Origin of the sequence: Microbacterium sp. (assembly GCF_031179285.1) — a bacterium.
In the GTDB taxonomy this organism is placed as follows: domain Bacteria; phylum Actinomycetota; class Actinomycetes; order Actinomycetales; family Microbacteriaceae; genus Microbacterium.
This window is the reverse complement of the sequence record NZ_JAPSHY010000034.1, coordinates 1-20,932: the sequence shown is the minus strand read 5'-3', so window position 1 is coordinate 20,932 and position 20,932 is coordinate 1. Positions and strand designations below refer to the sequence as shown.

General features: G+C 67.9%; 24 protein-coding genes. 15 read left to right on the top strand and 9 right to left on the bottom strand.

Features of this window, described 5'->3' with window-relative positions; genetic code table 11:
• Positions 1-61: 61 nt before the first annotated feature.
• The gene (locus RIN18_RS15650) at positions 62-976 is read left to right on the top strand and encodes an alpha/beta fold hydrolase (RefSeq protein WP_309104919.1); all 915 of its coding nucleotides are present in this window, start codon (positions 62-64) and stop codon (positions 974-976) included.
• Here RIN18_RS15650 and RIN18_RS15645 read toward each other — a convergent pair.
• Positions 885-1,892 (bottom strand): DMT family transporter, encoded by a 1,008-nt coding sequence (locus RIN18_RS15645; protein ID WP_309104918.1) that lies wholly within the window; start codon positions 1,890-1,892, stop codon positions 885-887. The two genes, RIN18_RS15650 and RIN18_RS15645, sit on opposite strands and share 92 nt — an antisense overlap.
• A 34-nt stretch (positions 1,893-1,926) precedes the next feature.
• Here RIN18_RS15645 and RIN18_RS15640 point away from each other — a divergent pair, with 34 nt between their 5' ends.
• Positions 1,927-2,532, top strand: a complete 606-nt coding sequence (locus tag RIN18_RS15640; RefSeq protein WP_309104917.1) for a helix-turn-helix domain-containing protein — start codon at positions 1,927-1,929, stop codon at positions 2,530-2,532.
• Between the two features lie 33 nt (positions 2,533-2,565).
• On the opposite strand, the gene RIN18_RS15635 is transcribed toward RIN18_RS15640, so the two are convergent.
• Entirely contained in the window at positions 2,566-3,915 is a 1,350-nt protein-coding gene (locus RIN18_RS15635) for an MFS transporter (RefSeq protein WP_309104916.1), read from the bottom strand.
• A 116-nt stretch (positions 3,916-4,031) separates the two neighbouring features.
• Between RIN18_RS15635 and RIN18_RS15630 the strand changes: the two genes are divergently transcribed.
• Both RIN18_RS15630 and RIN18_RS15625 read left to right on the top strand, forming a co-directional pair.
• Positions 4,032-4,409: a helix-turn-helix domain-containing protein gene (locus tag RIN18_RS15630; protein ID WP_309104915.1), complete on the top strand. Its 378-nt coding sequence runs from the start codon at positions 4,032-4,034 to the stop codon at positions 4,407-4,409.
• 33 nt (positions 4,410-4,442) lie between these two features.
• Positions 4,443-5,330, top strand: coding sequence for an arginase family protein (locus RIN18_RS15625; RefSeq protein ID WP_309104914.1), 888 nt, complete (start codon positions 4,443-4,445; stop codon positions 5,328-5,330).
• A gap of 20 nt (positions 5,331-5,350) precedes the next feature.
• Here RIN18_RS15625 and RIN18_RS15620 read toward each other — a convergent pair whose 3' ends face one another.
• Positions 5,351-5,716 (bottom strand): VOC family protein, encoded by a 366-nt coding sequence (locus RIN18_RS15620; protein WP_309104913.1) that lies wholly within the window; start codon positions 5,714-5,716, stop codon positions 5,351-5,353.
• A gap of 101 nt (positions 5,717-5,817) precedes the next feature.
• Between RIN18_RS15620 and RIN18_RS15615 the strand changes: the two genes are divergently transcribed.
• The 6 genes from RIN18_RS15615 (at position 5,818) to RIN18_RS15590 (ending at position 9,866) form a co-directional block, all read left to right on the top strand.
• The gene (locus RIN18_RS15615) at positions 5,818-6,180 is read left to right on the top strand and encodes a PadR family transcriptional regulator (RefSeq protein ID WP_309104912.1); all 363 of its coding nucleotides are present in this window, start codon (positions 5,818-5,820) and stop codon (positions 6,178-6,180) included.
• A 2-nt stretch (positions 6,181-6,182) separates the two neighbouring features.
• Entirely contained in the window at positions 6,183-6,551 is a 369-nt protein-coding gene (locus RIN18_RS15610; RefSeq protein ID WP_309104911.1) for a DUF1048 domain-containing protein, read from the top strand.
• Positions 6,548-7,360: an ATP-binding cassette domain-containing protein gene (locus RIN18_RS15605; protein ID WP_309104910.1), complete on the top strand. Its 813-nt coding sequence runs from the start codon at positions 6,548-6,550 to the stop codon at positions 7,358-7,360. Before RIN18_RS15610 ends, RIN18_RS15605 begins: the two co-directional genes overlap by 4 nt.
• Positions 7,357-8,121 (top strand): ABC transporter permease, encoded by a 765-nt coding sequence (locus RIN18_RS15600; RefSeq protein WP_309104909.1) that lies wholly within the window; start codon positions 7,357-7,359, stop codon positions 8,119-8,121. Before RIN18_RS15605 ends, RIN18_RS15600 begins: the two co-directional genes overlap by 4 nt.
• Positions 8,122-8,257: 136 nt before the next feature.
• Positions 8,258-9,649, top strand: a complete 1,392-nt coding sequence (locus RIN18_RS15595) for an APC family permease (RefSeq protein WP_309104908.1) — start codon at positions 8,258-8,260, stop codon at positions 9,647-9,649.
• Positions 9,633-9,866 carry a multidrug transporter gene (locus tag RIN18_RS15590; protein ID WP_309104907.1) on the top strand — a complete coding sequence of 78 codons (234 nt, stop codon included), beginning with the start codon at positions 9,633-9,635 and terminating at the stop codon, positions 9,864-9,866. The genes RIN18_RS15595 and RIN18_RS15590 overlap by 17 nt, the downstream gene beginning before the upstream one ends.
• Positions 9,867-9,876: 10 nt before the next feature.
• Here RIN18_RS15590 and RIN18_RS15585 read toward each other — a convergent pair whose 3' ends face one another.
• Positions 9,877-10,272 (bottom strand): helix-turn-helix domain-containing protein, encoded by a 396-nt coding sequence (locus RIN18_RS15585; protein WP_309104906.1) that lies wholly within the window; start codon positions 10,270-10,272, stop codon positions 9,877-9,879.
• A 121-nt stretch (positions 10,273-10,393) separates the two neighbouring features.
• Here RIN18_RS15585 and RIN18_RS15580 point away from each other — a divergent pair, with 121 nt between their 5' ends.
• Together RIN18_RS15580 and RIN18_RS15575 are read left to right on the top strand one after the other, a co-directional pair.
• Complete coding sequence (locus RIN18_RS15580; protein ID WP_309104905.1) at positions 10,394-11,956, top strand: MFS transporter; 1,563 nt, start codon at positions 10,394-10,396, stop codon at positions 11,954-11,956.
• A complete protein-coding gene (locus RIN18_RS15575; protein ID WP_309104904.1) occupies positions 11,953-12,453 on the top strand; it encodes a methylated-DNA--[protein]-cysteine S-methyltransferase in 501 nt (166 codons plus the stop codon). The genes RIN18_RS15580 and RIN18_RS15575 overlap by 4 nt, the downstream gene beginning before the upstream one ends.
• 31 nt (positions 12,454-12,484) lie before the next feature.
• On the opposite strand, the gene corA is transcribed toward RIN18_RS15575, so the two are convergent.
• Positions 12,485-13,501, bottom strand: a complete 1,017-nt coding sequence (gene corA, locus RIN18_RS15570) for a magnesium/cobalt transporter CorA (protein WP_309104903.1) — start codon at positions 13,499-13,501, stop codon at positions 12,485-12,487.
• A gap of 44 nt (positions 13,502-13,545) precedes the next feature.
• Positions 13,546-14,832, bottom strand: a complete 1,287-nt coding sequence (locus RIN18_RS15565; RefSeq protein WP_309104902.1) for a serine hydrolase domain-containing protein — start codon at positions 14,830-14,832, stop codon at positions 13,546-13,548.
• A gap of 108 nt (positions 14,833-14,940) precedes the next feature.
• On the opposite strand from RIN18_RS15565, the gene RIN18_RS15560 reads away from it, so the two are divergent.
• Positions 14,941-15,249: a DUF2470 domain-containing protein gene (locus RIN18_RS15560; protein WP_309104928.1), complete on the top strand. Its 309-nt coding sequence runs from the start codon at positions 14,941-14,943 to the stop codon at positions 15,247-15,249.
• Positions 15,250-15,294: 45 nt separating this feature from the next.
• On the top strand, positions 15,295-15,942 hold the full coding sequence (locus RIN18_RS15555) for a biliverdin-producing heme oxygenase (protein ID WP_309104901.1): 648 nt from the start codon (positions 15,295-15,297) through the stop codon (positions 15,940-15,942).
• A 101-nt stretch (positions 15,943-16,043) separates the two neighbouring features.
• On the opposite strand, the gene RIN18_RS15550 is transcribed toward RIN18_RS15555, so the two are convergent.
• The gene (locus RIN18_RS15550) at positions 16,044-17,435 is read right to left on the bottom strand and encodes an AAA family ATPase (RefSeq protein ID WP_309104900.1); all 1,392 of its coding nucleotides are present in this window, start codon (positions 17,433-17,435) and stop codon (positions 16,044-16,046) included.
• A gap of 116 nt (positions 17,436-17,551) precedes the next feature.
• On the opposite strand from RIN18_RS15550, the gene RIN18_RS15545 reads away from it, so the two are divergent.
• The gene (locus RIN18_RS15545; protein WP_309104899.1) at positions 17,552-18,625 is read left to right on the top strand and encodes a hypothetical protein; all 1,074 of its coding nucleotides are present in this window, start codon (positions 17,552-17,554) and stop codon (positions 18,623-18,625) included.
• 32 nt (positions 18,626-18,657) lie between these two features.
• On the opposite strand, the gene RIN18_RS15540 is transcribed toward RIN18_RS15545, so the two are convergent.
• Positions 18,658-20,667: a cytochrome c oxidase assembly protein gene (locus RIN18_RS15540; RefSeq protein ID WP_309104898.1), complete on the bottom strand. Its 2,010-nt coding sequence runs from the start codon at positions 20,665-20,667 to the stop codon at positions 18,658-18,660.
• Between the two features lie 83 nt (positions 20,668-20,750).
• Positions 20,751-20,932 (bottom strand): HU family DNA-binding protein (locus RIN18_RS15535; RefSeq protein WP_309104897.1); only part of this gene is annotated, 182 nt, incomplete at its 5' end.

The following is a 20,932-nucleotide window of genomic DNA, read 5'->3' as shown; positions in this document are numbered from 1 at the left end:
CGAACGATCGATCGTATAGTCTACGGACGAACGATCGTTCGTATTCTTGAATGGAGGCATCGTGCCAACTCTCCACACACTCGTGGGACGGACGCTGCGGTCGGTCGCCCGGGTTTCTCCCGCTCTTGCCGGACGCCTCGCGATCCGCGCATTCTTCGACACGACTCCGCGCATCGCGGTGCGCGATGCGGATGCCGCAACCGATCTCGCCGCCCGACGACGGACCGTGCGGGTACGAGGTCGCGACATCACGGCGTATGAATGGGGCACCGGCGAGGATGCTGTGCTGCTCGTTCACGGCTGGCGGGGCCGGGCATCCCAATTCGCACCCCTCGTGCGCGAGCTCGTCGCGGAGCGCGTCCGGGTCATCGCGTTCGACGCCCCGGCGCACGGACGCTCGGCGGGAGGACCCGCCGACATCCGCGACTGGATCGCGGCTGCCGAAGCCCTTCATGCGACCGACGGTCCGTTCCGAGCGATCGTCGGTCATTCCCTTGGCGGGCTGGCCGCGCTCACGGTGGCGCGGTCGACCGTCCCCGTCACACGCGTCACTGTCGTCGCAGCCACCGGCTCCGCCGATCCCTTCGTGACCGAGTTCGCTCGAGAGTTCCGCCTCGACGCACGAACGGAGGCGCACGCGAAGGGGCGGTTCCACGCTCGGCTCGGTGAGGACGAGGCATCGATGTCGTCGCGCTACGACGCCGTGGCGAACCCGCTGCCCCCCGACACCGAGCTGCTGATCGTGCATGACACGGGCGATCGGCGGATGCCGGACACGGATGCCGCGAGACTTCACGAGGCACACGGATCACGCTCCAGGATGCTGCGCACCTCCGGTTTCGGCCACACGCGCATCCTCTCTTCGGATGCGCTGCTGGACGCGGTCACCGCCTTCGCGACGCGAGGGCTCGACGCGGTCGACGACGCTGGCCTCTCGAATGCGGACGCGTATCGTCAGGCGCTCGATCACGCATAGCCGAGCCGCCATCGTCACGGGCGCCGCGCGCTTCGCCCGCGAGCACGACGGCGACACCGACGCCGCAGAGCACGAATCCGACGAGTGTCACCATCGTGAGCTTCTCACCGAGCACGAGTGCGCCGGCCACGGCCGTCGCCGGTGCGATGAGGAAGAGAAGGGCGTTGAGTGCCGTGATGCCCACGCGTCGCAGCAACCACCAATACAGGCCGTAGGCCGCGAGCGTCGGGAAAGCCGCCGCGAACAGCGCCGCGAACCAGAACGACGCGGATGACGGTGGTACGAACGTGCCGGTCATCAGCGCCAGCACGACCAGCGCCACCGCGGTCACAGAGACATGCACCGTGAGCGTCACGAGCACACTCGTACCGGCATCCGAACGTCGCTGAAGGAAGGTGCCGACGATGAGACAGACCATCGCCAACACCGGCAGCAGGTAGGCCGCCGGCGTCGCGGCCGAACCCTCGAGCTGCGAGCGCACCACGAGCGCCACCCCGAGCGCGCCGACGATGAGGCCGGCCCACTGAGCCGGCTTCACGCGAAGACCGAGCAGCGGGCCGACGAGCATCGCGACGACCAGCGGCTGGACGGCATCGATCAATGCCACCGTGCCCGTCGCGATGCCGGTGGCGATCGAGGCATACACCGCGGCGCAGTAGCCGAACTGGGCGAACACTCCGATGGCCGCCTGTTCACCCAGCTGTCTCGGGGTGACCTGCCGGGCGGCGCCGGTGAGGACGACCAGCGCGAGCAGGAGCCCGGCGAGCGGTACGAAGCGCCAGACGAGCAGAGTCAGCGGCGACACCTCCACCGTGGCGATCGCGGCGACGAGGAAGCCTGAGCTCCACGTCGCCACGAACGCGGCGGCCGCGAGCGTGGTGGCGATTGCGCCGAGTATACCGATCTGTTTACTCATGAGAGTCGACTATACAGGTTGGTATACTCTTTGCATGGCCGTCCCCGTCCCGGAGCTCGCTCCCCTCACACCCGGCGCCCGGCGTGTGCTCGACGCCGCTTCGCGGCTCTTCTACGAACGCGGCATCCACGCGGTGGGAGTCGACACCATCGCCGACGCCGCTGGTGTGACGAAGAAGACCCTGTACGACCGGTTCGGCTCCAAGGAGGCGCTGGTCGTCTCTTACCTGCAGCATCGCGATGCGAGGTGGCGCGCGCATGTCGCCGACACCCTGGCCCGCGTGCCCGCGCCGGGCGTCCACCGCGTCCTGGCGATCTTCGATGCCGCCATCTCGTGGTCCGATGAGAACAGCCCGAAGGGCTGCAGCGCCATCAACGCCCGCGCCGAGATCGGGGACGGTCACGATGGCCACCCCCTCTTCCCCGAGGTGTCCCGCCAGAAGGCCTGGTTGCTCGACGTGTTCGAAGCACTGTGCCGCGAAGCGGGCATCACGGACCCCGGCCAGACGGCCAAGGCGATGATGCTGCTCTACGAGGGCGCCATCGTCACCGTGGGTATGGAGACCTTTGCCGACCCGTTTCAGGAGGCTCGCCGGGTCGCCGAAGACCTGCTGGAAGCCCGGCTCGCTCAACGGCGGTGAGCGCTCCGAACAGAGCGGAGAGCTACGCTTTGCTCACGGGGCGGTAGACCTCCGACTGGCGAGCGGCACGATGGCCGCCGCGGCGACGACGATCGCGGCCGCGATCACCGCGGTCACGAATCCTCCGGTGACGAGCACGGCCGCGATGATGCCGAACACCGCGATGCCCAGCCCGCCGCCCAGCGCGAAGCCGACCTCCTGGATGGCGCCGACCTGGCCGGCGTCATCCTCCGTCGTCGCGTCGAACAACGCCGTCGCGGCAAGGGTCGCGGCGACACCGAATCCGAGGCCGATGAGCGTGAGGGGCCAGGCGACGACTTCCGGGTCCAGGCCGAGCCACGCCAGCCCCGCCGCCTGCACCAGCAGCGCGAGCACGGTGAGCGTGTTGCCGGAGAGCCAGCGCAGCGCCAGCGGCGCGACGACGCCGCCGATGGCGATGGCCGCGGCTTGCGGTAACAGGGCGAGGCCGGCCTCGGCCGCGCTCTGACCTCGGCTGTCCTGCAGGTGCAGGCTCACGAGCAGCACGGCTGCCGACGATGCCCCGCTGCTGGTGACGATGCGGGTGATGGCCGGGCTGAATCCGGTCAGCCCGAACAGTCGGATGTCGATGAGCGGTTCCGTCAGCCGCCGTTGCCGGCGAACGAAGAAGACCAGGCTCGCGATGGCGATCACGCCGGCGATGGCGGCCACGAGGGGCGCTGCGAGCGCCTCGTGGAGTGCGAACACGAGAAACCCGAGGGCGACGATCGAGGAGAGGATGCTCGCGAGATCCCATGAAGGTCGTCTCGAGCTGCGCGAATCCGGCACGAGCCAGATCGCGAGGACGACGGCGATCACGGCGAGGGGCGCACTCCCGAGCAGCAGCCAGCGCCAGCCGGGCCCCTCGGCCAGCACCCCGCCGAGAACCGGCCCCAGCGCGCTTCCGACGCCGAAGGTCGCCGTCCACAGGCCGTATGCGAGCACCCGTTCGCGGGCGTGGTACTTGGCTCCGATCGTGGCGACGACGCCGGCGATGACGAACGCCTCCGCCACACCCAGCAACGCCCGCACGACGATGAGGACCATCCCGTTGGTCGCGACACCGCCCACCGCATTGAGCACGGCGAAGCCCGACAGCCCAATGAGCATGACGCTCTTGCGGCCGAACGCATCGCCGAGCCGCGCGGCGATGATGAGCGTGGCGGCGAGCGAGAGGGAATAGATGTCGACGAGCCACAGTGCTTCGATATCGCTGAGTGCCAGCTCGCCCCGGATGGCGGGCAGTGCTGTGGAGACGCTGCTGATGGCAAGCGCCCCGATGAGGATGCCGAGCAGCATCGGGATCATGGCGAACCAGAGCCGGAGGCTCGAGCGGGATGTGTTGACAGTGGGGGTTGCGGTCACGGTCCCAGTCTGTAGAGTACGTTCAATGAGCTCAAGTACCGACATTTCTGTCAGTACTTACCGAATGGATACTGTCGGCTTCATCCCGCCAGGTGACCGGCACGAGGAGGCCTCCCGTGAGAGAGAAGACCGCACGGATCGTCAACGAGTGGTCGGAGGTGTGCGACGCGGAGGTGTCGATCGCCGTCCTCGGCGGAGCGTGGAAGACCAGCATCCTCTCGCTCCTCGCTGATCACGGGGTGCTGCGCTTCGGTGAGCTGGGCCGGCTCCTGGAGGACCCGACGTCGCGCGTGCTCACACGACAACTTCGCGAACTCGAGGAGGACGGCCTTCTCATCAGGACGGTGTACCCGCAGGTGCCACCCAAGGTCGAGTACCGCCTCAGCCCGCTCGGCGAGAGCGCCGCCCCGCTGGTCGAAGAGCTGGCGCGCTGGGGTGGCCTGTACGCCGCCCCGCACCGGAGGTCGTCGGATGCTGAGCGGATGCGCATCTGAGGCAGCGGTGCCCGCACCCGCGATACTGGTCCCATGGAATCGGCACGACAGCAGAAGCGACCGGTACGTCTGCTTCTCGCGCCCTACGATTCGGGCATCGCCGAAACGCGGATGGGCGCGGGCCCCCTCGCTATCGCCCCTTTCGCCGAGCGCCGGCTACGCGAGTCAGGTGTGGCGCCATCGGTTCACCGGCTCGACCCGGCGTCGACATGGCGGCCTGAGGTCGAGACTGCCTTCGAGCTGCAGCGGCTGATCGCCGGCGAGGCTCACCGGGCGTTCGAGCGTGGCGAGTTCCCGCTTCTGCTCTCGGGAAACTGCAACGCCACACTCGGGATGCTCGCCGGTGCCGCGCCGTCGGGGCAGCGACGCATCGGTCTCATCTGGCTCGACGGCCACGCCGACTTCAACACACCGGAGACGACGAGCACCGGGTTCCTCGACGGGCAGGGACTCGCCATGATCGTCGGACGCTGCTGGTCGCAGGCGACAAAGCGCGTGCCGGGCTTCTCGCCGCTGCCCGAGGACGACGTGGTGCTCGTCGGCGCGCGTGACATGGGAGCCCTGGAAGAGCGGGCGCTGAATGCTTCGAAGATCATTCAGGTGCCGCCGCCCTCTGCTCGACAGACGCAGGATCTGGCCGCCATCATCTCCGACCTCGTGCAGCGCGTCGACGCAGTGCACCTGCACATCGACCTCGACGTGCACGATCCGCAGCGCGTCGCACCGGCCAACTCCTACGCCGCACCGGACGGGCTGCTTACCGAGGAGGTACGGAGTATGGTGCCACTCATCCGAGCGCGTGTGCCCATCTCTTCGGCGACGCTCGCCGCGTACGACTCGGAGGCCGATCGGGGGGCGCGCATCCGGACAGCTGCCGTCGACCTCGTTGCCGAGCTCGTGCTCGGCTCGCAGCCAATCTGACCCGGAGTCGCGCGCTTCTCCTAGGACGTCCGCGACTCAGGGTGCCCGAGGATGTTCAGAATGTGCCCGTCCGGGCTTTTCACGAAGAACCGGCGAACGCCCCACGGTTCGTCCGTGAGCGGGTGCACGATCTCGGCGCCCATCTGATTCGCCAGGTGGTGCGCGTGATCGACGTCGTCCACTTCGATCGACACGTCGGGGGCGACCGCAGCCGACGCATCGCCGGAGGCGAGGCTCAACTGCCGCTCCGGGTGCTCCGGGTCAGCGAGAGTGACGATCCAGCCGTGGTCCATCACCGCCTTCAGCCCCAGGAGCTCTGAGTAGAAGTCGGCGGATGCCTGCAGGTCGGCACTGGCGAGAGCGGGCACAACGCGGCGGATTGTCATCGTCCGAGGATATCCACCACTATTCAGTGTTGCTAACTACCGGTACCTAGTGTTACCGTCTACCAGTAGTCAGTAACACCGAGTAGAAGGGAAGTGATCCGATGGGCAACCAGATGACCGAGATGCTCAAGGGCACCCTGGAGGGCGTGGTTCTCGCCGTCCTCGCCGTTCGTCCCGCGTACGGGTACGAGATCACCGCCCAGCTGCGCGATCAGGGATTCACCGAGATCGTCGAGGGCACCATCTATGCGCTCCTCGTGCGAATCGAGCAGAAGGGCCTCGTGGATGTGGAGAAGGTCCCATCCGAGAAGGGTCCGCCGCGCAAGGTGTACTCGCTCAGCGCGAAGGGGCGGGAACAGCTCGAAGAGTTCTGGAGGACATGGAGCTTCCTCGCCGAGCGCATCGAACAGCTCCACCACAACAACACCGACAGCACGAACAACACCGACAACGAAGGAGTCTGACCATGGCCGCGAAATGGATCGAAGCCCTCACCGGCTCGCTCGAGCAGAAGAAGCAGTACAAGCAGGACAAGGCCCGCATCGACCGCCTCCCGGAGCCCTATGCGACGGCGGCCAAGGCGATGCACCGGTACTTCCTGTACTTCGGCGGCATCACCGACGGCGAGACGCTCATGAAGATGTTCACCGATCTGGCCGATCTCTGGGAGCGCGCCGCCGTGGACGGTACGCCGGTCAGCGACATCGTGGGCGACGACCCCGTCGATTTCGCCGAGACCTTCGCGCAGTCCTACGGAGGCAAGCACTGGATCGACAAAGAGCGCACCCGCCTCATCAAGGACATCGACGCCGCGAAGCGGGGTGAGCAGCGATGACCACCGAAACTGCCATCCGCGTGAAGGGCGTGACTAAGTCGTTCAAGGATCTGCAGGTGCTCCGCGGCGTCGAATTCGACGTCGAACGCGGCAGCATCTTCGCCCTCCTCGGCTCGAACGGCGCCGGCAAGACCACTCTGGTCCGCATCCTGTCCACTCTGCTGAAGGCGGATGCCGGCAGCGCCGTGGTGCACGGATTCGACGTCGCCACGGCGCCGAACGACGTGCGCCAGTCGATCAGCCTGACCGGGCAGTTCGCCGCCGTCGACGAAGTCCTCACCGGCCGCGAGAACCTGGTGCTCGTCGCCAGGCTCCGCCACCTGAAGAATCCCGGCGCCATCGCCGACGACATGCTCGCGCGCTTCTCGCTCGCCGACGCGGGGAATCGGAAGGCCGGTACCTATTCCGGCGGCATGCGCCGACGGCTCGACATCGCGATGAGCCTGATCGGCAACCCGCCGATCATCTTCCTCGACGAGCCGACCACGGGCCTCGACCCGCAGGCGCGCATCGAGGTGTGGCAGACGATCAAGGAACTCGCGAGCGGCGGCATCACGGTGCTCTTGACCACTCAGTACCTTGACGAGGCCGAGCAGCTCGCCGATCGCATCGCGATCCTGCACAAGGGCACCATCATCCAGAGCGGCACACTCGCCGAGCTCAAGAAGCTGCTCCCCACGGCGAAGGTCGAGTACATCGAGAAGCAGCCCTCCCTCGAAGACGTGTTCCTCGCACTCGTCGGCGAGACCGCCGACTCCGACACCGCCGCGGCGCCGAGCGCAGCACCCGCAGGAAAGGAACTCCGATGACCTCCCACGTCCTCAGCGACACCCGCGTCCTGACAGGGCGGTCGCTGCGCCACATCCTCCGCAGCCCCGACACGATCATCACCACTGCGGTCACCCCGATCGCGCTGATGCTGCTGTTCGTCTACGTGCTCGGGGGCGCGATCAACACCGGAACCGATGAGTCGTACATCAACTACATGCTCCCCGGCATCCTGCTGATCACCATCGCCTCCGGCATCGCGTACACCGCGTACCGACTGTTCCTCGACATGCAGGGCGGGATCTTCGAGCGTTTCCAGTCGATGCCGATCGCCCGGTCGAGCGTCCTGTGGGCGCACGTGCTCACGTCACTGGTCTCGAACCTCATCTCGATCGCGATCGTCATCGGCGTCGCGCTGCTGATGGGCTTTCGCACCGGGGCATCAGTGGGCGCCTGGCTTGCCGCCACCGGCATCCTCGTCCTGTTCACGCTCGCCCTGACCTGGCTCGCGGTGATCGCGGGACTCTCTGCGAAGACCGTCGACGGCGCGAGTGCGTTCAGCTACCCGCTGATCTTCCTGCCGTTCATCAGCTCGGCCTTCGTGCCGACCGAGACCATGCCGGGGCCGGTGGCCTGGTTCGCCGAGAACCAGCCCGTCACCTCGATCGTCAACTCCATCCGGGCGCTGCTCGCAGAGCAGCCGGTCGGCGACGAGATCTGGGTCGCGCTGGCGTGGCTCGTCGGCATCCTGGTGGTCGCCTACGCATTCGCCATCGTGATCTACCGCAAGAGGATCAGCTGAATCGAATCACCGACGACGGGCCGCATCCACCGGGTGCGGCCCGCTGTCGTTCCCGCGCGCGGCGCTCCGGCCCCACAGCGACCATACGGTTGTCAACCCTCGTGCAGCTCATCCGCTCTCCCCCTACGGTGAGGGCATGACGACAGAGTCGACGACCCCGGAAGTGCGCCCTGAAGCCGATGCGCCGAACAAGCTGAAGCGGGCCATCACCGGGCCGCTGCTGTTCGCATTCATCCTCGGCGACGTGCTCGGAGCGGGCATCTACGCGCTCATGGGCGTGCTCTCCGAGAAGGTGGGAGGGTTGCTCTGGGCGCCGATGCTGTTGGCACTGCTGCTCGCGCTCCTCACCGCCGGCTCCTACGCCGAGCTTGTGACCAAGTACCCGCGGGCGGGAGGGGCGTCGGTCTTCGCCGAACGGGCGTTCCGCAGCCCGCTGGTGTCGTTCCTCGTCGGGTTCAGCATGCTGGCGGCTGGTGTCACGAGCGCCGCGGGTCTCGCGATCGCCTTCTCGGGCGACTACCTCAGCACCTTCTTCGATCTTCCGACGATCCCCGTCGCCATGGTCTTCCTGGCCGTCGTCGGGCTTCTGAACGCCCGCGGCATCCGCGAATCCATGGGCGCCAATCTGGTGATGACGGCCATCGAACTGAGCGGTCTGGTGATCGTCATCGCCGTGGTCGGCATCTTCGTGGGTGGCGGTGGCGGCGACATGTCACGCGCGGTCCAGGCGCCAGAGGGCACGAGTGTCGCGATGGCGGTGCTCGCCGGCGCCGTCATCGCCTACTACTCGTTCGTCGGCTTCGAGACCTCGGCCAACATGATCGAAGAGGTGAAGGATCCGAGGCGCACGTACCCGCGCGCGCTCTTCGCCGCCCTGTTCACCGCCGGCGCCGTCTACGTGCTGGTGGGACTCGCCAGCTCCGTCGCCCTTCCCGCCGCCGAACTGCAGGAGTCGACGGGGCCGCTGTTGGCGGTGGTCGAGGCCACGGGCCTCAACGTCCCATCGTGGCTGTTCAGCCTCATCGCCCTCATCGCCGTGGCCAACGGAGCGCTGCTCACGATGATCATGGTGAGCCGACTGACCTATGGCATGGCCGAGCAGAACCTGCTTCCGGGTGCGCTCTCCCGGGTGCTTCCGAAGCGTCGCACCCCCTGGGTCGCCATCCTCACCACCACCCTGGTGGCGATGGGGCTCACCCTCGTCGGAGACCTCGGCACGCTGGCCGAGACGGTGGTACTGCTGCTGTTGTTCGTGTTCCTCAGCGCCAACGTCTCGGTGCTCGTCCTGCGTCGGGATCGCGTCGAGCACGATCACTTCCGCGTCTGGACGTTCGTGCCGGTCCTCGGCATCGCGTCCTGCATCCTGCTGCTGACCCAGCAGCGCCCGATCGTCTGGCTGTTCGGTGCGTGCCTGCTGGCGGTCGGCGGCGTGCTGTATCTGCTGGCGCGGTGGGGACGCCGGCGCTCCGACGCCACCGCTGCCCGGGTCACCGATGAAAAGGAGAGCTCCCATGACGACGCCCGATGAGAACCGCTCAGCCGACGACACCCTCGGCGAGATGACCGACGAAGAGAAGCGTCATGATCAGCTGACAGCCGCACCGGATGCCACCGAGGCTGACGCCGCTCCTCGCATCGAGGTGAGCGAGCACGACGGCATCACGCGCATCGACATCGCGCCCGACGCCCCGGTTCGCCCGGGACCGGGTCCCGGCGCACCCATCCCCGAGGACGGCGAGCAGTAGCCGCAGGCCGTCAGGGGCGCGGCATACGCGAGGCGTCGGCGTGCTCGAGCAGCGCGATCTGGTTGCGCTCGATGCGCTCCCGCCCCCAGTCCCCGAGGGGCTCCAGAGCCTCGTTCAGTGCCCTGCCTTCGTCTGTCAGTGAATACTCCACACGCGGCGGCACCTCGGCGTACACCTGTCGATTGACCAGGCCGTCCATCTCCATCTCGCGCAGATGCTGAGTGAGCATCTTCTCGCTCACCCCGGGCAGCGCCCTTCGCAGTTGAGCGAAACGCAGAGTGTGGTGCTCGAAAAGCTCCCAGAGGATGAGCCCCTTCCACTTGCCGCTCACCACGTCGAGCGCGGCGTCGATGCCGCACACGTACGGTCCGAACCTCGTCGATGCCGCCATATCGCCTCCAGCCACTTACCGAATAGTTAGTACCCAAGAAAAAAGTGGGTACTTCTCCACAGGTGGGAACGGCTCCAGTATGGACGACGGGCTCGCGAAGCAGAAGAGCACCGCTGGGGAAAGGCAGGGAACTCCCATGAATCAGAGCTCGTCGACAGTCGCGGCACGCGCAGGCGCGAGGGAGTGGCTCGGGCTCGCCGTGCTCGCGCTCCCCACTCTGCTGTTGTCACTCGACGTCACCGTGCTGCACCTCGGCGTGCCGCGCTTGAGCGAGGATCTACAGCCCACGTCGGCTCAGCTCCTCTGGATCGTCGACATCTACGGGTTCATGATCGCCGGCTTCCTGGTCACGATGGGCGCTGTCGGCGACCGCATCGGCCGGCGGAGACTTCTGCTGGTCGGTGCAGCGGCCTTCACCGTCGCCTCCGCCTCCGCTGCGTTCTCGATCACTCCCGAGATGCTCATCGCCAGCCGAGCCGTGATGGGCATCGCCGGAGCGACACTGATGCCATCGACGCTCGCGCTCATCAGCAACATGTTCCTCGATCCGCAGCAACGAGGAATGGCCATCGGCATCTGGGCGACGATGTTCTCGGCGGGCATCGCGCTGGGTCCCATCGTCGGCGGGGCGCTCCTCGAGCACTTCTGGTGGGGTTCGGTATTCCTCCTCGGTGTCCCGGTGATGCTCGTGCTCCTGGTCGCCGCTCCGTTCCTGCTGCCCGAGCACCGCGACCGCGCGGTCGGTCGGCCCGACCTCCTCAGCGTCGCCCTCATCATCGCCTGCATGCTGACGATCACGTTCAGCATCAAGGACCTCGCCTCTCACGGGCTCGCGGCGCCGGCTGTCGCGATCGGCGCCGTCGGGCTCCTGCTCGGCGTGCTCTTCATCCGTCGCCAGAACCGCCTGGCCGACCCGCTGCTCGACCTGCGCCTCTTCCGCAGCCGAGCGCTGCGTGCGGGACTCGTCGCCATGCTCATCAGCACCCTCGCGATCGGCGGGATCTACCTGTTCCTCACCCAGTACCTGCAGCTGGTCGCCGATCACAGCCCCCTCGTCACGGGACTGCTGCTGCTTCCCGCGGCACTGGCGCTGATCGTCACCTCACTTCTCGCCCCGGTGCTCGCGCGCCGCATTCATCCGCTGCTCATCGTGGCGGTGGCGCTCGCCGTGTCCGCGACCGGATTCATCATCCTGGCGTCGGTGGTGACGACTGCCGACACACCCCTCATCCTGATCGGCTTCGCGGTCGCCTACGCCGGGATCGGACCGGTGACCGCCCTCGGCACCGACCTCGTGGTCGGCTCCGCTCCCGCCGAGCGAGCGGGGGCGGCATCGGCCCTCAGCGAGACGAGCACCGAGATCGGAGTCTCGGTGGGCATCGCCGCGATGGGCAGCCTCGGCATCGCGATCTACCGAGCCGGCCTCGCCGACGGGTCCGATGGCGGCGCTGCGGCCGGCGCCTACGAAACCGCGAAGGAGACGCTCGCAACAGCACTCGAGGCGGCCGGCGATCTTCCGGCGGAAGCGGCGGCGGCGTTGACCAGGGCGGCGACCGTGGCCTTCACAGCGGGTTTCGCGGCCGCCGCCTGGCTCGGGGCGGCACTGCTCGTCCTGGCGTCCGTCCTGACCATCGCGGCGCGGTGGCGCGCCGACGCGTCTGCCGGGGCGTCCGCGACCCGCCGTATGCTCGGCGCATGATCTCGTTCGGCACGCTCCGGTCGCCGGTCGGGTCGATCGGCATCGTGTCCGACGGCACCGCCATCACCCGCGTCGGCTGGCGGGCCACGCCACCGGCAGGTGCGTCGGATGACGTCGACGCCGACCCGCTGCTCCACGAGGCGCTGGGCCAATTGGCCGCCTACTTCGCCGGCGCGCTTCGCCGATTCGCGCTTCCGGTCGACCTCGGCCGGCAGACGGCGACGACCCGTGCGGTGCTGTCTGCACTGTACGACCGTGTCGGCTATGGGCAGTCCGTGACGTATGGAGAGTTGGCGGCCCTGAGCGGAACAGCCGTCCCTGCGCGCGGCATCGGCTCGATCATGGGCGCGAACCCGCTCCCGATCATCGTCCCGTGCCATCGAGTGCTCGCGAGCGACGGACTCGGCGGCTACTCGGGTGGCGCACCCGGCGAGGGCCTCGTCACGAAGCGGGCACTGCTCGAGCTCGAGGGCACGCTCCCGGCATCCCTCTTCTGAGCCGCCAGCCCGGGTGAGCCGGCTCGAGGCTTCAGAGCCAGCCCTTGTATTTGAACGCGGCGTACAGGCCCCCACCCATGGCGAGCATCAGACCGATCGCCATGGGGTACCCGTACACCCAGTGCAACTCCGGCATGTGATCGAAGTTCATGCCGTAGATCCCGCCGATCAGTGTCGGCGCGAACAGGATCGCCGCCCACCCCGAGATCTTCTTGACCTCGTCGTTCTGACGGATGCTGAGTTCGGTCATCCGTCGCATCTCCTCGTTCTGGCGTCGTGCGACGATGGTGGATTCGACGGTCAAGGCGTTGTCCAGCACGGTGCGGAACGTGGTCGCCCGATCGCTGACCCGCAGCGTGTGATCGAGCACATCCCGCAGGTACCGCTGCAGCTCTTCGTCGACCCGGTATTTCTCGGATCCGCGCAGCAGAGCCTCCAGCATCCCCGCCAGCGGTTGCGTCGCGCGCTGGAACTCGATCACCTCCCGGCCCAGTTCATAGATGCGCTGCGTCGCATCGACGTCGTCCTCGAACAGCTGGCTCTCGATCTCGTCGATGTCGTTCTCGAGGCCGGCGAGCACCGGCGCATACTCATCGACGACCTCATCGAGGATCGCGTAGAGCACCGCTTCGGGCCCGCGGGCGAGGAGCTCGGCATCCCCTTCCAGCCGGCGTCGCACGCGACCGAGATCCGGCGACTCGGCATGGCGGATGGTCACCACGAAGTCGTGTCCGACGAGGACGTGAACCTCTCCGAACTCCACTTCTTCGGTCTCATCCAGATACCGGGCCGGCCGAAGCACCATGAACAGCACGTCACCGTAGCGCTCCAGCTTCGCGCGCTGGTGGCCTGCGAGCGCGTCCTCCACGACGAGGGCATGGATGCCGAGCTCGTCGGCGACTTCGCGGATCTCCCTCTCGCTGGGGCGGTACAACCCGATCCAGCTCATTCCCCCTCGCTCACGCAGGCGTTCGAACGTCTCGCTGAGCGACTGCGGGTTCTCGGTGCGGACGCCGTTCACGTAGATCGCGTTGTCGATGGTGGCCATCGCGCCCCTTTCATTGCCTCAGCAGTCGGTTCGCGGGCCGTCCCTCATTCCGCGGGAGGAGCGACGCAGGCGAGTGCCGCATCGGCGACCGCCTGGTGGTACTGCTCGGCGGTGAACGGCAGACCGAACTCCGGGGCGGTCTGCCCCGACGCCGCCGGCGCCTTCGAGGCGATCGCTGCGAGCTCCCACGCAAGGGCGGACACCACGCTGCTACCGGCTGTCGAGTCGTTCAGAGCCACCGCGACCGTGAAACCGGTGGCCGGATCCGAATACGCCGCCGTGGCGTATCCGGGTGTCCAGCCCTGCTGGCCCACCATCGATCCCACGAGCAGCGCGCCGCCGGTGGCTTGCAGCCATGACGGCGCGCCGTCGTAGGCCGGCAGCGGAGCGGCGAAGCGATCATCCTTCTTGCTCTCGGGACGCAGCGCCTGCGCCGCCACGGCCTGTGCGTACCGGCCGAGATCCTCGATGGTCGACACGGCACCGGAATCGGTGTAACCGGAGCTCGCCGAGAGCGTGGTGATGTCGACCGGGGCGGCGCAGTTGTAGCCACCTTCGACCGGGGAGAGGTAGTGGCCGTTCATCACGGGGCCGTCCGACGGCGGGGCCGCGGTCTTGCCGGGAAGCGATGTGTTCTCCAGGCCCAGCGGCTCGGTGACGTACTCGGCGATCAACGCGGACGCGCTCATGCCCGACGCGCGCTCCAGTGCGAGCCCGAGCAGCAGGTAGCCGGCGTCGGAGTCGCGGTAGGTGGTGTGCGGCGGCACCGGCGGGCGGCTCAGCCCGTAACCGGCGAGCTCGAGCGGAGCCCATTCGCGGGCCGGGGTGTTGAGCCACGCCGACTTCACCGTCGGCTCGGACGACCCGACACCGCTGGTGCCGTTGCAGAGATCGAGGAGAGTGATCTCGTCCATGTCCGCGACACCCGAGACATAGTCGGGCACCGAAGCGTCGAGCTCGACGATCTCGTCATCGACGAGGCCGTACAGCACATCGCAGGTCATCAGGCGGGTCACGTCACCGATGCGGAAGGCCATGTCCGTGCTGATCTCGGCGCCGCCGCCCGGCTCCTGAGTTCCGACGCCGGCCACCCAGCTGCCGCTCCACGGAACCCACACTCCCACGACGGCACCGGATGCTCCGGCTGCGGTCATCGCGGCGGACACCGCCTCCTGCAGCGGAACCAGCGTCTCTTCGGGAAGCTCGCCCTCGGCCTGAGCGGGCGGCGTATACGTGAAGGTGTCCTCGGGCGCACAGCCCGTGAGGACGAGCGCGAGGGCGGCGGCGCCGGCCGCCGCTGCGCGCCAGCGGCGCGACGAGAGAAGCTGCATGGATGAAACCCCCGGAGACGTGTCCCCCGAGTCTAGAACGAGGATGCTGAAAGACCGCACCGCCGCCCGGCCGCGGTGCGAGACCCGTACAGTGATGGCGTGCCCCACATGTTCGACTCCGACGTGGTCTCTGCAGTTCTTCGCCACATGAACGGCGACCATGCCGATGACAATCTGCTCATCGCCAGGGCGTTCGCAGACCGGGCAGGCGGTGAGGTGAGCGGAGCCGAGATGGCGCGCTTCGACGGCGACGGAGGCACGTGGCAGGTGACGCGAAGCAATGGCGATACCGCAGAGGTCACCATCGCGTGGCCGGGTGGAGCGATCAGCGACCGCCCGTCAGTGAGACGCGAGGTCGTGGCCGTCTACGAGGCGGCGTGCGCCCGGCTCGGGGTCAAGCCGCAGCCCCACGGCTGAAACCCGCGGTTCCCCTCGGAGTTAGGTCACCCTTACACTGTTGCCATGTCCGAGATCCTCTCCTTCTCCGCGGCCCTGCGCGAGCGCTCCTCCGGTTCGCACTCCCGCAGCGAGCACGCCGGCTTCATGGCCGATCTGCTGAGAGGTCAGGGTTCTCGCGAGGACTACATCGCCCTCGTCGCGCAGCACTACTTCATCTATGACGCCCTTGAGGCAGCGGGCGAGCGGATGCGGCACGATCCGGTCGCCTCCGTCTTCCTCAGTGACGGGCTCACTCGGCTTCCCGCGCTCGAAGCCGATCTCGGATTCCTCCTCGGCGGCGACTGGCGAGAGCAGATCTCCCCGCTGCCGTCGACACGGCGATACGTCGAGCGCATCCGCCAGGTCAGCGCGACCTGGGCCGGCGGCTTCGTCGCTCACCACTACACGCGCTACCTGGGCGACCTCTCGGGCGGAGTGTTCATCGGCCGGGTGATGGCGCGCCGCTTCGGCTTCGAGACGAACGGCATCGGTTTCTACCTGTTCGACTCGATCGCCGACCCCGCCGCGTTCAAGGACGTCTACCGCGAGCAGCTCGACACCGCTCCCTGGGACGAGGCCGAGCGAGAGCGGGTGATCGACGAGGTGCTCCTCGCCTATCGCTTCAACACCGAGCTCTTCGAAGACCTCGACCGCGCCCGCGCCGCCGCCTGACCACCCTTGCTCCTGGCCGCGAGACGGCACTTTCGCGCCGAGAGGGTGGAGTTGCGCCACGGTCTCGGCGTGCAACTGCAGTCTCGGTGTCGGGAAACGGGTCAGGAGGCCGAGGGTCGCGGGATCTCCGGGGTGGATGCCGCGAAGTAGGCGTCTCGCATGAACCGGCGGACGTCCTCATCCACGCGGATGTCGCTGGGACGGAGCGCCCGCGAGAGGTAAAGACCGTCGAGTGAGGTCAGCCTGCTGAGCGCGACGTAGGTCTGGCCGGGCGCGAACGCGCCGGAGCCGAGGTCGATGATGGCGCGCTCGTAGGTCTTGCCCTGCGACTTGTGGATGGTGACGGCCCACGCCAGCCGCAGCGGGAACTGCGTGAACTCCGCCACCACATCGCGCGTCAGCTTCTTCGTGGAGGGCTCGTACGCGTAGCGGAACCGCTCCCAGACCGCCGGTTCGACATCGACCTCCTCGCCGTCGATGTCGACCCGCACCGCACCCCCGAGGATCCGGGTCACCGTGCCGATCGTGCCGTTGACCCAGCGCGGCGGCTCGCCGGACATCGAGGTGTCGTTGCGCAGGAACATCACCTGCGCGCCGACCTTCAGCTTCAACTCCGCCTCAGCGGGAAGCGACGCCTCACCGCGCCCGAAGTCGCCGTTGACCTCAGCCTTGGCGGTCTGCTCCTTGCCCGGGAGGGCGGCCAGGTGGCGGCGGTTGATGTTGTTCACGATGTCGTTGCGCGTCGCGAGGGTGATCATCGGGACTTCGCCCGGCTCCGGCTCCGGCGGTGTGCGCGCGCCCTGCGCGTTGAGGATGCCGGCGATCTCGGCCGTCACCCGCCCGTAGCGCACCGCATTGAGCATCGCCTTGAACCCGTCATCGGCCTGGCGGTGGATCTGCACGAGCTCACGCACGTGGAGTTCGGCACCGTGCCTGCCGAGATCCAGCAATCCGCCCTCGCCCGCAGCGGACCCGGCCCACACCTTCGCGTCGAAGAACCAGAATGAACGGTAGTGGTCCTGCACATAGCGCAGTTCATCCCCGCGCGGCGGCACCGGTGCCAGCTGATAGGGGTCACCGAACATGACGACCTGGACGCCGCCGAACGGTTCGGCCCGCCGGCCCCGCGCCTGTCGCAGCGAACGATCGATCGCGTCCATGAGGTCGGCGTTGACCATGGAGATCTCGTCGATGACGAGCGTTTCGATGGCGTTGAGGATGCGACGCGTCGCGTCAGTCTGGTCGATGTCGCCATCAGCGATGAGTCCGATGGGCAGGCGGAACAGCGAGTGGATCGTCTGGCCTTCGACATTGAGCGCGGCCACCCCCGTCGGCGCGCAGATTGCGATCTGCTTCTTCGTGTTCCAGGCGAAGTACTGCAGGAGCGTCGACTTTCCGGTGCCGGCACGACCGGTGATGAACACGTGCTCGCCGGTGTCCTCGATGAGACGGAACAGCTCGTGCTGCTCGTCGGACAGGGCGGGAATCGACACGGTTCTCTCACGGGGAAGCGGGCGGATGCGGGATGCCCACCCATGCTACGTGGCGGCGTCCGCTCGACACCCGCGACGCTCGGCATCGTCTCAGGACGCCCTCCTAGACTGGCGCCATGACGCGGCCAGAGACGAAAGCGCCTCGGCGCTCCCGTCTCGGCGCCGACCTCGCGCTCCTCGCCCTCGTCGGAGTGATGCTGATCGCGGCCATCGGCGCCGGCGGCGCGACGCTGTATCAGCAGTTCTACGGTCCATCCGCGTTCGTCTCGCACTATCTCGACCTCCTCTCCGACGGCCGCGCTGCCGACGCGCTCCGCGTTCCCGGTGTCGCGCTCGACCGCGAGACGCTCGAGATCGCAGGCATCGATCCCACGGCATCCGAAGCTCTGCTGCGGCAGGCGGCGCTCGCCCCCCTCACCGACGTCGAGGTGGTCTCGGAGGAGACCGTCGACGGTCTCACCTCCGTCGCGGTGTCGTACCGGGCCGGAAAGCACGAGGGATCGACGACCTTCGCGGTCACGCAGGACGGGTGGATCGGGGTGGCTCCGAACTGGCGGTTCACCGAGAGTCCGCTCGCTGCGATCGAGCTGACGGTACGCGGTGCGGACCGGTTCTCGGTGAACGGCTTCGAAGTCGATCGACGGCAGGTATCCGCCGCGGGGGCGGAAGCCGCGCCGCTGGATCCGCTGCCACTGCTCGTGTTCACCCCTGGCGTGTATTCGGTCACCGTCGACACTCCCATCTCGCGGTCTCCCGGGGTCAGCGTCCTGGCAGACTCGCCGCTGACCACGACACCGATCGACGTGCAGACCGAGCCCACGGAGGAGTTCGTCGCGGTGGTGCAGAAGCGCGTCGAGGAGTTCCTGCAGGAGTGCACGAGTCAGCAGGTGCTGCAGCCGACCGCGTGCCCGTTCGGCCTCGAGGTCTCCAACCGGATCGCGTCCCCGCCGACATGGTCCATCGCCGTGCAGCCGAGCGTGACCGTCGCTCCGGACGGTGCGCACTGGCAGATCCCGGTCGCCGACGCGGTGGCCCATATCGAAGTCGAGATCCAGTCGCTGTTCGACGGCAAGGTCACGGCGATCTCGGAGGACGTGCCCTTCCAGGTCAACGGGACGATCGTGATCCTGCCGGACGGCTCAGCGTCGATCAGGGTCGGCTCCCCCGAGGACCAGCTCGAGACCGACTGAGGTCACGGCGCCGGGGCAGCGGCGCCCGCGGGTCAGCGCCGCTCGCGCTCCTGGAGGCGCCGGTCCTGTTCCTCGAGCTTCGCCAACCGCGCGTTGTACTCCTCGAGCTCGGCCTCGCCTGTGCGATCGGCGTGACGGTCTCGACGACGCTGCAGCTTGGTGTCGCTGCGGCTCCACTGGATCGCGACGGTGATCGCGAGGATGAGGGTCGGGATCTCGCCGATCGACCATGCGATGCCGCCGCCGGTGTACTGGTCGTCCAGCGGCGCCGGACCCCAGTCGCGCCCCATCGCGCCGAACCAGTCCGCGACCATGAGCCCCTCCTGCATCATGATCGCGATGCCGAAGAAGGCATGCATCGCCATCACCGCGATCAGGGTGATGAGGCGTCCCGGGTACGGCAGACGGTAGGGCACGGGGTCGGCACCGATCAGGCTCATGACGAAGAGGTAGCCCGAGATGAGGAAGTGGGCCACCATCCATTCGTGGCCGAGGTGCTCGAACATCGACCAGCGCACGAGATCGGTGAAGTAGAAGGCCCAGAGCGACACGATGAAGATCGCCGCTGCGACGAAGGGATGCGTGACGACCCGTGCGAACGGCGAGTGCACCGCCCACATGATCCACTCACGGCCACCGCGGGTGCCGTCATCGCGTTTGCGCACTGCCCGGAGGGCGAGGGTGATGGGAGCTGCGGCGACGAGCAGCAGCGGGATCGCCATCGACAGCATCATGTGCCCGAGCATGTGCACGCTGAACAGGTACTCCTGGTAGGCGTTGATCGGCCCCCCGGTCACCCACACCAGCAGCAGCATCCCGAACACCCAGAACAGCGTGCGGTGAATCGGCCAGCGATCGCCGCGCCGGTGCAGGCGCCATGCGCCCGCCAGGTAGAAGAAGAGCCCGAAGGCCGCGGCGATGAGCCAGAGAACATCGAGGTCCCATGCCGTGAACCAGCGATCCAGCGTGAACTCAGGGGGAAGAGGTGACCGTGTCAGCACCTCCGCGGGAGTCTCGACGAACGTCGCCGTTTCCCCGGTCGGCGGCGGTGTCCTCGCGAGCGCGGCGGCAGCACCCGATGCCATCCCCATCAGAGCGATCTCGCACACCACGAGCGTCCAGAACCAGCGGGCGGCGTGATCTCCGGCGAGCCTCGGGATCAGCCGCACCCGGTACCACGCACCGAGGAGGCCCATGAGCCCGAGCAGCACCGCCTTGGCGAGCAGGATCGCGCCATACGGCGTCCAGAGCTCGGCCCAGTCCCCGAGGGCGACGATGGAGCGCGCGATGCCGGATGCCGCCACCACGACGAATGCGGCGATCGCCAGCGTCGAGTATCGCCCGACGAGGGTGGCGAGGTCGACGTCCTTCCGTCCACGGAGCAGGATCACGAGCAGGAGTCCGCCGAGCCAGACGGCGGCGCCGATCATGTGCAGGAAGATCGAGTTCACCGCGACGTTGTGACCTGCGAGATCTCCCGCGTGGCCCTGCGTCGCCAGCGGCAGGAATGAGCTGGCTGCCAGTGCGGCCATGATGAGGGTGGCCGCCCAGCTGCGCCATGCGAAGGCGAGCACCGTGATGACGGATCCGAAGACCGTCGTGATCAGCCAGGACTGTCCGAGCGGCAGCTCGAGCAGAAAGCGTCCGAGTTGGGATCCGAACTCGCGCTCGATGCTGAGCTTCGGGTTGAAGGCGGCCATGAACGCGAGGAAGCCGGTGAGACCGGCGGCGACCGTGTAGACCGCCGCGCCGATCGAGGCGACGTTGAGGGCGAAGTCGAATGCTCGGTCGCCGCTTCGCAGCGCGAACAGTGCGAGCACCAGAGAGCCGAGCATCGCTGCGCCGGCGAGGTTCATGACCAGCCGGGCGATGGGAGTCCCCCACAGCACGAAGGGGCCGGGGTCCTGCAGAAGGGGAGGTTCCGCGCCGCCGCCGACGAGAAGCGCGAAGGTCACGGCCACAGCCGAGGCAGCGAGAAGGACCACGACCCCGGACGCACGGTACGCCGCAGTGCGCCTGCTCGTCTCGGGTCGGGAACTCACCCCTCCAGCCTAGGCGCGCGCACCTCGGAGAACGCACGAAGGCCGCCCCTGCCGAGCAGGAGCGGCCTTTCGCGGAAGCGGTCTTACTTGACGGCTGCCTTGAGCTTGGAACCGGCGGTCACCTTGACGCGCTTGCCGGCCGGGATCTTGATCTCGGCGCCGGTCTGCGGGTTGCGGCCGGTGCGAGCGGCGGTGTCGACCTGCTCGAACGAGATCCAGCCCGGGATCGAGACCTTGCTGCCCTTGGCAACGGCGTCGGAGACCG